14 protein-coding genes are annotated in these 12,483 nt (G+C 41.2%); 5 read left to right on the top strand and 9 right to left on the bottom strand.

The genetic code is table 11. From position 1 onward, the window contains the following. Positions 1 to 3: 3 nt before the first annotated feature. From Q1A31_RS18940 to Q1A31_RS18930, 3 genes are all read left to right on the top strand, one after another. Positions 4 to 714 (top strand): glutathione S-transferase, encoded by a 711-nt coding sequence (locus tag Q1A31_RS18940; protein ID WP_299880666.1) that lies wholly within the window; start codon positions 4 to 6, stop codon positions 712 to 714. A 155-nt stretch (positions 715 to 869) separates the two neighbouring features. Then, positions 870 to 1,484 carry a hypothetical protein gene (locus Q1A31_RS18935; RefSeq protein WP_299880663.1) on the top strand — a complete coding sequence of 205 codons (615 nt, stop codon included), beginning with the start codon at positions 870 to 872 and terminating at the stop codon, positions 1,482 to 1,484. Positions 1,485 to 1,562: 78 nt separating this feature from the next. Further along, a complete protein-coding gene (locus Q1A31_RS18930; RefSeq protein ID WP_299880660.1) occupies positions 1,563 to 1,946 on the top strand; it encodes a hypothetical protein in 384 nt (127 codons plus the stop codon). Between the two features lie 179 nt (positions 1,947 to 2,125). On the opposite strand, the gene Q1A31_RS18925 is transcribed toward Q1A31_RS18930, so the two are convergent. From Q1A31_RS18925 to Q1A31_RS18905, 5 genes are all read right to left on the bottom strand, one after another. Next, positions 2,126 to 2,578, bottom strand: coding sequence for a hypothetical protein (locus Q1A31_RS18925; RefSeq protein WP_299880657.1), 453 nt, complete (start codon positions 2,576 to 2,578; stop codon positions 2,126 to 2,128). 80 nt (positions 2,579 to 2,658) lie between these two features. Then, a complete protein-coding gene (locus Q1A31_RS18920) occupies positions 2,659 to 3,549 on the bottom strand; it encodes an NAD(P)-dependent oxidoreductase (protein ID WP_299880654.1) in 891 nt (296 codons plus the stop codon). Positions 3,550 to 3,687: 138 nt separating this feature from the next. Next, positions 3,688 to 4,965: a TRAP transporter large permease gene (locus tag Q1A31_RS18915; RefSeq protein WP_299880651.1), complete on the bottom strand. Its 1,278-nt coding sequence runs from the start codon at positions 4,963 to 4,965 to the stop codon at positions 3,688 to 3,690. Beyond that, positions 4,965 to 5,516 carry a TRAP transporter small permease gene (locus tag Q1A31_RS18910; RefSeq protein WP_299880648.1) on the bottom strand — a complete coding sequence of 184 codons (552 nt, stop codon included), beginning with the start codon at positions 5,514 to 5,516 and terminating at the stop codon, positions 4,965 to 4,967. The genes Q1A31_RS18915 and Q1A31_RS18910 overlap by 1 nt, the downstream gene beginning before the upstream one ends. A 186-nt stretch (positions 5,517 to 5,702) precedes the next feature. Further along, complete coding sequence (locus Q1A31_RS18905; RefSeq protein ID WP_299880645.1) at positions 5,703 to 6,686, bottom strand: sialic acid TRAP transporter substrate-binding protein SiaP; 984 nt, start codon at positions 6,684 to 6,686, stop codon at positions 5,703 to 5,705. A gap of 328 nt (positions 6,687 to 7,014) precedes the next feature. Here Q1A31_RS18905 and Q1A31_RS18900 point away from each other — a divergent pair, with 328 nt between their 5' ends. Then, positions 7,015 to 7,803: an IclR family transcriptional regulator gene (locus Q1A31_RS18900; RefSeq protein ID WP_299880642.1), complete on the top strand. Its 789-nt coding sequence runs from the start codon at positions 7,015 to 7,017 to the stop codon at positions 7,801 to 7,803. 98 nt (positions 7,804 to 7,901) lie between these two features. Here the strand turns inward: Q1A31_RS18900 and Q1A31_RS18895 are convergent, their stop codons facing one another. The 4 genes from Q1A31_RS18895 to Q1A31_RS18880 form a co-directional block, all read right to left on the bottom strand. Next, positions 7,902 to 8,987 carry a carbon-nitrogen hydrolase family protein gene (locus Q1A31_RS18895; protein WP_299880640.1) on the bottom strand — a complete coding sequence of 362 codons (1,086 nt, stop codon included), beginning with the start codon at positions 8,985 to 8,987 and terminating at the stop codon, positions 7,902 to 7,904. A gap of 75 nt (positions 8,988 to 9,062) precedes the next feature. Further along, positions 9,063 to 9,518, bottom strand: coding sequence for a GFA family protein (locus Q1A31_RS18890; RefSeq protein WP_299880637.1), 456 nt, complete (start codon positions 9,516 to 9,518; stop codon positions 9,063 to 9,065). Positions 9,519 to 9,533: 15 nt separating this feature from the next. Next, the gene (locus Q1A31_RS18885; protein ID WP_299880635.1) at positions 9,534 to 10,472 is read right to left on the bottom strand and encodes a carbon-nitrogen hydrolase family protein; all 939 of its coding nucleotides are present in this window, start codon (positions 10,470 to 10,472) and stop codon (positions 9,534 to 9,536) included. A gap of 45 nt (positions 10,473 to 10,517) precedes the next feature. After that, positions 10,518 to 11,387: a class I SAM-dependent methyltransferase gene (locus Q1A31_RS18880; protein ID WP_299880632.1), complete on the bottom strand. Its 870-nt coding sequence runs from the start codon at positions 11,385 to 11,387 to the stop codon at positions 10,518 to 10,520. Between the two features lie 126 nt (positions 11,388 to 11,513). On the opposite strand from Q1A31_RS18880, the gene Q1A31_RS18875 reads away from it, so the two are divergent. After that, the gene (locus tag Q1A31_RS18875) at positions 11,514 to 12,437 is read left to right on the top strand and encodes a LysR family transcriptional regulator (RefSeq protein WP_299880629.1); all 924 of its coding nucleotides are present in this window, start codon (positions 11,514 to 11,516) and stop codon (positions 12,435 to 12,437) included. The last annotated feature ends 46 nt before the right edge of the window (positions 12,438 to 12,483 follow it).

Below are 12,483 nucleotides of genomic sequence, written 5' to 3'. Positions count from 1 at the left end.
TTTATGTCGACTAACACGCCACTGCCATTAGCGATTCTATATTCGTTACAAAACTGCCCTTATGCGATGCGTGCAAGGCTGGCACTGTTATTAGCTGAGCAACAGGTGCAATTACGTGCGATAACGATGAAAGACAAGCCAGAGGATATGCTACACGCCTCTCCCAAAGGCACCGTACCTGTACTCATCGTCAAAAAACAACGACAAAGCAAAGACGATGGATTTGATCCAGAGAATGATCAAGTCGTCGAAGAAAGCCTGGATGTGATGTTGTGGGCACTGAAACGCAACGACCCAGAAAATCTACTCTACTCTAATGATCCAGAAGCACTCACAGAAATGCTAAAGGTCATCGAAGAAAACGACAAAGAATTCAAACCCAGTCTGGAAAAATACAAACGTGCTAAACGCTTTCACGGCGACGATTTAGAAGCTTGCCGTCTGGAATGTGAACCCTTTGTGCAAAAGCTGGAACAACGCTTATCTGAGAATGAATTCTTCATGGGTGCAACCCCCAGCTTATTAGACTTCGCGCTGCTGCCTTTTATTCGACAGTTTTCACACGTAAATAAAGCGGTGTTTGCACAAGACGAATACGCCAATTTGCGCCTATGGTTAAGCAAGCATTTGCAGAGTCGCTTATTTTCCAGAGCCATGTTCAAGTATCCCTTATGGTTGGAAACGGGTGAAGTTTGTGTATTTGGATTAGATTGATTTTTTAATACGACAATGTAGTAAACAAAAATAATCTAAAAAAAGTGCCCCAAAGTACGGGGGTGTCCTAAAATAAACAGATTATTAAGCCCTTCATAATTGACGGATACTCATTCACCGCTACTTCCTTAAACACTCACTAAGCATCTAAATATATGGATTACGACGTTCTCTACAAAGTCATTCTGTTTTGGCTGATTTTCTTTATTACGCCAGGTCCGGTATGGGTGTCGGTGATGGAGGCAACGCGCAAGCTTTCTGTGTCCGAAATCATGGCATTTTTCTTGAAGGTATTCTTTCCTGCCAGCCTTTTTATTCAATCTACTCAGGCTGTTATTTCTGTTTTCTTTATTGGTTTTGTCTCTACGTTTTTTTCACAGGTCGGTTTGTTATTTTATATTCTGGGCGGCATGTACATCACTTACCTCGCTTACAAAACGTACAAGAGTAAACAGTCCAATACCTTATTCACTCTGGGTTTTGTCAATCTGGCCGTCATCATGTTGCTGTCTCCCAAAATCTGGTTATTATTTCCATCGGGCGCGGCTATTGTTAATCAGCTGACAGGTAGCACCATCACCAATGCCTTGGTATTTGCATCGAGCATGATGTTGGTTTTAAGCATTATGTTTGTGGTGTATGCAGCCATTGGTAAAATTGGCACGCGCTTACTCAAAGACAATTTTTCTTATCTTGCTACTGGTCTACTCTTACTGTTTGCGGTATTTTTGTTCAATGAAGCGTTTACAATAGGTTTTGCAAAAGCCTGAAACAGTGAATAATCTAGAAGGCACTTAACAAAAACTAATTCTATCAAACGTACATTATTCGATTGAAAGGAGTCCGATATGAATCCATGGTTATTTCCGTGGTTAGGAATGTTTAAGGGACCATTAAGTGGCGATGTCACTCAGGATATTTCTCCTATTACGAGTCTGCTTTCACCGCAATTCGAATTTAACTTCGCGGGAGACCGTAGCATAGAATCAGAAGTCGTGGCTGACGTTGCCAGTTACGGTAAACAGCTTGGAATTTTATCAGAGGCATTGATTGAAATTGCTGAAGGTAAACAAGGTGATGCCCTGAAAAGATTACAAAAGCTGACAATTGAAATAGAGGCGGTCAAGGATAGACATAAAGATAAACTTGAGCAAACTGTAAAAGCTGATCTGGATAAATTGAAAAAAAACGACCCTGAAAAACTTAAACAACTGATTGATGAATATCGATAAGGCACTATGCTATATATTCACAACGTTTCCAATGTATTAGCTTAAAAAGACTGGCACCCCCCCTACTTTGAATGATATTACGTTTTTGTTTTTTAAAAAACGTAAATAGAATTTATGCATAGCTAGGCACTTTTATCTGAAAGTGCCCTGTCTTCATCAAGAGTATTTTTACAAAGTTATCATCGTGTTTGATGCTGATGCACGGCCAGTTGTTCAAAGGCGAGAGCAACCCAGCCACTGACTAACATATCAAACCATTGTTCTACACCGCTACACGCGACGACCACATTGCCGTAAACAAAGGATCCGTAAAAAGGCAAATCACCCTTTCGTAAAGATGATGGGTGCATTGCTTGCGTTACAACGTTTGGCTGACTGTCGCGCCATGCCTGTTCCGCTTTGCTACGTGCAAATTCATCGTAAGGATTTTCCCAAACATCAGTATTACGAATGGATTCCTGATATAAAATCGCATCGTTAAAGTCACATTCCCAGGGTTTTAACCGAGGATCCATAATAACGATATGAAGTTCTTTTCGATTAGTTCGTTCGAACAAAGCTTCTATTGATGGTTTAACTAATTCAATAGCCTGTTGTGCGATTTCTTCATGCTTCATATTTTTTGATCCCATATTTAGTGGAACCTTTTCTTCAAAGAAAAGGTTTTAACGATGTGATTTCAGCTTTGTGTTTTGCTTACGTTGTGTTTGAATTACTTTTCTAGTTTAAGAAAGTAATCAAAGATTTCGGGGACATTACCTTCACCTAGACCGGCATCCAGTGCCGCTTTTAGATTTTCAGAGGTGCCTTCAGCAATGGCAGTTTTGCTTCCGAGGTCGCTAACCATTTCTACGAAATAGCCAATATCCTTATTTGCATTTGCGATTGAGAAGCCTAAATCACTCACGCTATCTACTGCATAATTTTTACAGAACTGCATAAAAGGAGAGTTCGAAGGTCCTGCCGACATGATGTCGAACAACTGCTGACCATCGATACCCGAAAGTTTCGCCACAGCAAAAGCTTGCGACATTGCACAAACGGTCGTCATACCAAGGAAGTTATTGATTAGCTTAGTGGTATGACCTGTGCCTAACGCGCCTAAATAGAATACATTCTCGCCTTGCACATCCAGAACCGGCTTAACTTTTTCGAATGTTTCTTTATCACCAGCCGCCATGATATTCAGCAAACCATCTTTAGCGTGAGCCGGAGTACGACCTAATGGTGCATCGATCATACCTGCCCCTTTTGCCGCAAGGTCTGCGCCTATTTTGCGTGTAGAAGCCGGAATAGATGTACCGAAATCGATCACTACAGAGCCTTCTTTTATGCCTGCCAGAATTCCGTCTTCCGCATATATCATGCTTTCTACTACATCTGAAGTTGTCAGACAAAGCATGACGATATCGCTCGCTTCAGCCAATTCCTTCGCTGAACTTGGCGCATTCGCATTACCACGCGAAAGAACGGTTGCAACGGCATTTTCATCGAGATCCATCACGTTTAATTGAAAACCATTCTTTTGAAGGCATTCAACCATATTGCCACCCATGAGGCCGAGTCCAATAAAGCCTATTGTTGGGAGTTTTGTATCTGTCATAATTTTTGACCTGCTTGTTTATTTAGTTAGTTAGTTAGTTAGTTAGTTAGTTAGTTAGTTAGTTAGTTAGTTAGTTAGTTAATTAGTTAAATAATTGATTATTTTGTGTGAATTTATAAAGTTGCTCTAATCTGGTGTTTATCGGTAAAACATTTCAGGAAGGTATAAAACGATTTCCGGAACAAATGTGATTAACAATAAAACGAAGATAAGGGGAATTAAAAAAGGTGCAGTTGATTTAACACATTTTTCGAAACTGACCCCGGAGACATCAGAGAGTACGTATAGCACCATCCCCACGGGAGGTGTAAGCAAACCTAGCATTAAGTTTAAAACAACAATAATACCCAGATGCACAGGATCTATACCGACTGCTGTTGTAATTGGGATAAGAATAGGAACCAGTATGGTCATTGCAGCTATCGTTTCCATGAACATGCCGATTAGCAAAACCAGAACCATTATTATTAATAAAATAACAGTTTTATTGTCTGACAGGTTTAACAGAAAATCACCCAAGTGTTGCGCGACCTGATTCGCCGTCAAAACCCAGGCAAAAACCGCAGCACTGGCAATAATCATCAAAATAGCGGCAGTGGTCTCGATAGTATCCATGGAGACTCTGACGATATGTCGCCAAGTCAGTGTTTTATAAACAACCAACCCCAAGAATAAAGAGTACATAACAGCAGCCACTGCAGATTCAGTCGGTGTAAAAACACCTGTAGATACACCACCGATAATAATCACAGGTGTGAGCAAAGGTAATATGGCTTTCTTAAAGGTGTGAGACAGAACGGCTAATTCGAAGTGACTATCTCTAGGATAGTTTCGTTTTTTAGCGTAATAGGCAATCATTATCATCAATGACAGAGCCATCAAAAGTCCTGGAATAAGACCCGCTGCAAATAACTCCCCGATAGAAACCGAGGCCATGACACCATAAATCACTAAAGGCAGAGATGGCGGAATAATAGGACCAATAATGGATGATGCAGCCGTAATACCTACGGAAAACTCATCATCATAATCGGCATCTCTCATCGCCTTGATTTCAATATTTCCTAAACCACCGGCATCAGCAACAGCAGCGCCTGACATGCCGGCAAAGATCACGCTGGCACCTACATTAACGTGGCCTAAACCACCATGCATCCATCCGACCATTGCTCTGGCAAAGGCAAATATCTTGGTGGTTATGCCTGCGGTGTTCATTAAGTGCCCAGCCAATATAAAAAACGGAATGGCCAGAAGTGGGAAGCTGTCGATACCGTTAATCATATTATGCGCTAGAATAATGTTTGGTAATCCATCGATCAGAATATAGACCAATGAAGCTAATCCAAGTGCAACAGCGACTGGAGCCCCTATTACAAGCAATACAATTAAGGTAACAAATAAAAGTGTGAGAGCCATTAGTGATCCTTAATATTTAATTTTTCTGTATAAATCTCTTCTGCCGAAGACTTTAGGTATTTAACAATATTAAAAACGGCAAATATAAATGATATAAAACAAGCTATAGTAACAATGTAATAAACAATGTTTTTGGGTAGGTTAACGGATACCATATTCTGCGTAGTTTCATTAGCAAGTTGAAGACATAGCCAACCTACATAAGCAAAAAAACTACCCACTAATACTTCAACAATAAGTACAATTACTTTTACCGCTTTTGCACTTAGATACCGATAAAAAAATTCTAAAAAGATATGTTTATGCTTTCGTACATTACTGGCAGAACCAACAAAAGCTAACATAATTAGCGTGTATCGGGCGATTTCTTCAGTCCAGGAAAGACTGTCGTTTAAGATGTATCGAGTAATAAACTGTAATGCCACAATGACAAATAAAACAAAGAAAATGAGTAGGACAGGTATATCAAACCATTTCACATCGGATATATCATTACTGACCTCTGCCTCAGCTTCTAATTCTTCAATCGTCTTTTCTTTTTTTGTATTCATAATTATAGTTGTATTAATACCCCCCCTTCTTTTTATCAAAATCTTTTTACTCGAGTCTTGGTACTAGAGTCTTGGTACTAGAGAACTAGTATTAGAGACCTTGTTTTAAAACAGCTTATTCAAAACACCGTTGCATGGGCTATCTAAAGGCCAAAGGTCTCTATAAAAAAGAAGGGGGGAATTTAATTAATTACCAGGAATCGCCTGTAACTTTTTCAAGTCTTCAGCACTAAATGGCAAACTAGGATCATCAAGTAAAGGAGTAACCTTGGTGATAAATGGCGCACGATCAACGTCATTTACAGTGATACCTTTGCCCTTAAACCAATCAACTAAAGTCTGTTCCGCAGCGATAATTTCTTCAGTCGTCCATTTAGCTGCTTCTTTTAACTCAGTGATAACGACTTTTTGATCGGCATCACTTAACTTGCCCATTGCTCTTTCCGAGACAATAGTCACAACCGAGTCTACGATATGGCTTGTTAAGTTAATGTTAGATTGAACTTCATAAAAACGCTTAGCTTTAATCGTCGTTAGCGGGTTTTCCTGTGCATCTACCACGCCTTGTTGCAACGCTAGATAAACTTCAGCAAATGCCATTGGTGTAGGATTTGCTCCTGTCGCTTTCGGAAAAATAATAAATGCAGGTGCATTAGGCACTCTAATCTTCAAATTTTTCATGTCGTCAGGCTTTGTAATTGGCTTGTTAGAAGTAACATGTCTCGCGCCGTAATAATTAAGTGCAACGACACGCGACTTATTATTCGTAGCTTTATCGTAACCTGCTGCAATCTCTTTAAAAAGATCACTATCTCGATAGTTTTTCCAATGTTCTAATCCTCTTAATGTAAATGGAAAATTAGTCATGGAAATTGGACCATACGCTGCACCAGCAAAACTCGCACCCGTATAAATAACATCAACAGTACCGAAAGAAAGACCTTCGTTGATTGCAACTTCTTTACCTAATTGTGATGCCGGAAATACCTTGACCTTAACGCGGCCTTCCGTGGCTTTTTCTATTTTCTCAGCGGCCATTTCAGCGGCTTTGTGTAATGGGTGACTCACCTCATATACATGAGCAAACTTTAACTCTTCAGCTGCCTGAGCATTAAAGCTTGTTAGCAGGGCCACCGTTAACACGACACCCATTTTTTTTAACATTTTCATTTCTTTCTCCTTGAAGTAAAAGACAACTCAAAACAAGTTGCGCCTAAATTTCCTATTCACTCAATGCTTCATGCATGCGAAGTTTCCGAACAGTTCGTCTACTTCTTATAAATACTCATATTCAGTAAATAGGTAAATTCTCCTGACTTGACGCTACCCGTGGTTGGTCAATGTCATTTATTATTTGTTTCGTATTATGAAACTACGTTGCTTAGTATTGAACGTTTAAGTTAAAGTAGAACTGAATTGAAAAATTGTCAATAAAAAAACTCTAATAATGAAATATAATTTCTTGACATCACACGTCATTTCATAATATGAAACAACCATGGAAGATAAAAATACAAAATTGAATACAATTGGCAAAGCAATTAGTGTTATTGAAACGATTCGAATGGCAAACCGTCCACTTAGAATCAAAGAAATCGCTGAAGCTTTAGATTTAAATAAATCATCGCTACATCACCACATTAAGACCTTGACCGAATTCGGATACTTGCAGCAAGATTCTGATTCACGGAAATATGATATTGGTCTTAATCTGGTAAGAGTTGGTCAATCTTATTTGCAGCGTCTGGATGTGCGTGAAAGAGGACATATCTATCTGGAGCAATTAAGCAATGAACTAAACCAGACCGTTCACATGCTGGTGCTAGATCACGACGAAGCGGTATATATTGATAAAGTGGATGTCAATCACCAACCTGGCGCGTTGCAATGTTCATCGTTTATTGGAAAACGAACCGACCTCTATTCAACCGCATCCGGCAAAGTATTGTTGTCGAATCTGGAACAGGGATCATTGAATGCTATTCTGGAAAATATAAAATTAAAACCCATCACGCCTTACACGCTCACAGACGTAACTGAATTTGAAGAAGACTTAATACGCTGTAAAGAGCGTGGCTATGCCATGGACTTGCAAGAACACTCGATGGGTTTGCAGTGTATTGCTGTTCCTATTGTAAATTCACATTCTCAATGCGTTGCGGCGGTTAGTGTCTCATGCCCTATTGCAACGATTTCGACTGAAGAATTGGAAACAACCGTATTAGAAAAACTCAAAGATACTGGGATGAAAATATCTTCTGTGATGGGCTACATTGCGACCTATTGATTACTTTTTACTTATTAATTAAAGTTAAATGCCAATTTCTCCGTTTCGTTTATAAATAGTCATTAAAAGTAACTAAGTCTGTAAATGTTTAAACCACATCAGCGAAGATAAGGCGGCTCGTATTCATTGATGATTCCATCTTTCAAAAATGGATCTGTCACTAGCTCGTAGTAATCAGTGCCACTTGCAAACCATCGTTCCCAGGATTGTTTCCAGTCTTCTGGCATTTCTTTGGGTATCCAGAAGGTTTCCGGAATGGCTTCAGTTGGGACTGCTTTTTCTGATATTGTGACTTCTGCTATTACCACGCCTTCCCCTTGATCTTTCGACCTGCTAGCTAAAACTTGACCTTGCGCATCCACAATCATTGCTTCTCCAAGATAGGACGAGTCATAGGGAACATCGGGTAGCTCTGGACTAAAAAAACCTTCAAACTCACCCGCATGAGAACCATGTACTACAGGTACACCAAGCATGCGAGCCATCCTTGACGGCGCATCTTGGATCATTTTCAGGTTTGCTGCCCAACGAGGGCTATCAATATCGGAATCTTCAGGAAGTGTCCACCAGCACGAACCACCTACAACCAATTTAACCTTATTTAATAGGCGCCTCGCTGTTCTCGAACGGATCAACTCCCAACATAGCACCGAGCCGACATTGCCAATCGGTGTCAATAACACCCCATCATCGTTACCTCCTTTGTAATAGCAGTTCTCCCAATAGGTTGGAGAGTCTTTGTTATGTTGGACAACGCTTCCATTAGGAAAAACTAGCACAAAGGTATTAAACACGCCCTTATCTGTGCTTGCTAGAAACGACCCACCGATAACAGAATTACCCTCTTTTGAAAGGCTTTTCAGCAGTTGAAGAGTCTGACCATCAAGGGGTTGAATCGCCTTGAGCATATCCTCATGAAAAGCGATGGCGGAAGTAAACATTTCCGGAAGTACAATCCATTGCGCCCCTTCCTTTTGAGCTTGTCTAATCAAATGTTCTGCCTGTTTCAGGTTTGATTGGACGTCACCTAGCTTCGGCGCCATTTGAATCGCAGCAACTAATAATTTAAGTTCAGTGTCATTTTTTGCTGGCTCTGTTTCAGCATAGACTTTGGTGCCTGCAGTTAACGCTAGTGCCGCCAGCCATTTATTGAACTGGCGTCTGGTTAATTGTAGATGCGTCATTTACTATTCTCCTTTGCTACTTAATTGGAAATATGCCGGTTGAACTGGCATATTTCCATCGTGCATTCTCTACGGTTATGCCGCTATTTCAACTCCAGAGCCTCCAGCTTCCTTCGGCAAATCCTTAAACTTGGGTAAATCATCCGTCATCGGGTGAACTGTTTCCTGATAGTGCACATGAAATCCTGGCTTGAATGAAAAATCCTCAATAACAACTGCCGGTACGTCAATCAGCGCCATCGTTGGGTGCTCAGTATAGATATGACCCCCACAGGTTTTGCACCATTTACGCTTACTCACTACAGTTTCGTTGTTTGAACCAAGATTTTTGTCAAACGAGGCAATATTATCCTTGCCTTGAATGATCTGAACCGCATCAGGCTTCCATAGGCTAAAGGCACTCACAGGCCCCGCCGACCAATGTCGACATGAATCGCAATGACAATACGCCATTGCTTCTGGATCTCCTTTTAGGGTAAATTTAACAGCGCCACAAAAACAGCCGCCTTTATAGTTAGTTACTTTATTCATGATAATTTCTCCTCATTAATCCTCAAATTCCACCGGTGTTTGGGGTTTGGTATTTACGTGAAGCTTAAAGATATCGGGGCGTGAATAATGCCCAGTTACATCGAGTGCTCTTTTGGCTATTCCCACTTTTTCCCGATCAATATCACAATACAGAATGCCGGATTCTTCGCGCATTGGACCGGCGACAATTTCACCACCAGGTGCAATAACAATCGAGTCTCCAGGATTCACCCATTCATCACTATCTGGGTATAAGCTACCTTTTTCTGGAAAATCATCCGGAATATCGCTGCCTTTCATGAGATTTCCACATCCCACGACCCAGCAACAACCTTCACGTGCGATATGTTGCAAGGTGCCTATCCAGCCATCACCGCTATCGTAAGTTGGCGCGATATAGACTTCTACACCTTGCGCATATAAAGCATATCTCGCCAATGGCATGAAATTTTCCCAGCATAACAAGGTGCCAATGCGTCCAACAGGCGTATCAACAACTTTCAAACCAGATGCATCACCAAAACCCCACACCATTCGTTCTGGGTTGGTTGGCATTAATTTACGATGCCTGTTCAACACAGTACCATCCGCACCAATTATTAGAGCCGTGTTGTAAAGCGTTGATTGGCTTAGCTTGCTGTCTCTTTCTTCAATGCCAAAGACGATAGTGACATGATGTTTTCGAGCCGCCTCGTAGAGTGGCTCCAAATCATCAGATTCCATCTTTACAGCATTCGATAATAGGTGTTGATGCAATTCCTCTGACAAGTTCCAGTCACCTCCTGGCCTGAGTCGCCATATCCATGTGGGATAACCCGGTATAAAGGCTTCAGTGAATACCACAAGCTCCGCGCCATTACTTGCTGATTCTTCAACCTTAGCAACGGCTAATTCTATCGTTTTGTGCTTATCCAGAAAAACAGGTGAATGTTGAACTATAGCTATTTTATTCATTTCTAACTCCTTCTGATCCTTGTAATAGTCAGGATGTTGTGTAGATTATTTCGTACCAACCGCCACCAGCATTTCACAGGGTCCTTCAAATTGGCCGTTACTTTCAAACTGCCCTAGTGCTTCTTCAATTTCATGCCATGCTTCATCCTGCTCTGAATCGGATAAACCTGATAACATTTGATGAAGTGCACCGAAAGATTCCTGTTCAAACTGCAAGCATTCAGCAGCTGATGCCACCCGAACTGGCGCATTGATGGTTTCAATTTGTATATTTTTGAAACCAGCATCAGCAAATGTTTTTTCAAGAACTCCTTCACCGCCCAAGCTGAAAGGGCCCGGTTGTCCTGGTAACGGAGGTGGAAGTTTTGCACGACGACGAATGATGGATACTGGAATAGAAAAGAAGGGGTTGGTCTCGGCGGTTGAATAGACCATTGCTCCAACCTTTCCACCATCGCGCAGTTGATGCTTCATTCCCGCTAAAGCTTTTTGCTGATCCGGAAAATAGATAAGGCCAACTCGTGAAATAACGACATCAAAGGGATCAACTTCAAGCTGATGAAGTTCTTCACCATCCATTGCATAAGTATCGACGAGATGATTTACACCAGCCAGTTTTGTAGAAATATCAACGTATTTAAGAATTTCAGGTGAAATATCTGTAGCCAGTACATGGCCAGACTCACCTACTCTTCTGGCTGCGGATACTGACTGCTCACCTGCTCCTGCTGCAACATCCAAAACCCAACTGCCAGAGGTGACATCGCACAAATCCAGCATCGATTCTGTTGCTGGTCCGAGCCATCTTGATAATAGTGGATTCCAACGATGCCATGCTTCTGCAGCACTGTTCCACTGTTCTCGTGTAGTTTGCTTATATTGGTTTGCATCAAATTTTTGTGGATTGTTAGTCATATTCTCTCTCCTTTTATTGTTAGCTTCTTTTAAAGCTATACTTACAGGGTAGATGTCATCGTTAACTAAAGCATTAGCCAAAAAGCGAAACGTAATGTGCAAAAATGCACAACAAGGAATTTGTTGATGAACTGGGACGACCTAAGAATTTTTTTAGCGGTGGGTCGAAAAGGCTCCATATCGGGTGGTGCGCAACAATTAGGGGTACAGCATTCAACCGTCTCCCGACGGATTAGACAGTTAGAGGAAACACTCGGTGCTCGCTTACTGGAACGAAAACCCAGTGGTTACGAACTCACTGTGGCAGGTCAGAACTTGATGGAAACTGCCATTGGTATCGAAACTCAAGTACTCGGTGTGGATTCCACATTACTGGGTAAAGACGCTAATATGGTTGGCTCATTGAGGATAGCTGCAATTAATAATATGGCATCTTCGGTATTAATGCCGATGTTCGCCAGCTTTAATCAAGCATACCCACTGATTGATTTACATATCATGGTATCCAACAGTGATCTCAGTTTATCGCAACGCGAAGCTGATATTGCAATCCGCCTTACTAACTCCCCCACTGATACGCTCATAGGTAAAAGCATGGTTACCGTAGCATCTGCCATTTATGGTGGTCGTTCATATCTGGAACGTGTTGCTGAAAAAAGTGAAGAACCAAAATGGATCGGCGTTGATTGTTGCAACTTCCATAAAACCTGGACCAAACAATCCAGTGAAGAACACACGCATCATTTCAATAGTGATGACACCTTATTAACGCTTTCCGCTATCAGAGAAGGATTAGGCATATCCTTTCTACCCTGCTTTATGGGCGATGCTGATCCGTTGCTAAAACGCTATAGCGATCCTGATCCAGATCACAATTTAGGACTTTGGGTATTATTCCATGCGGACCTAATACATACTGCCCGGGTACTCGCTTTCCGTGAGCATATCTCGAAGACGATAAACGAGAAAAAGGAATTATTTGAAGGAAATTGTCCTGATTACCATGTAAAAAGTGCCCGAAAGGTGATGAGATGGTCTCCTCCTCTTTAATGCGGCATCAAAGTGCCATAATTGGAGATGTAAATCATTCAATTAA

The organism is uncultured Cocleimonas sp., assembly GCF_947495625.1.
Taxonomy (GTDB): Bacteria; Pseudomonadota; Gammaproteobacteria; order Thiotrichales; family Thiotrichaceae; genus Cocleimonas.
The sequence above is the reverse complement of the archived record's forward strand: the minus strand, read 5'-3'. Positions and strand labels throughout refer to the sequence as shown.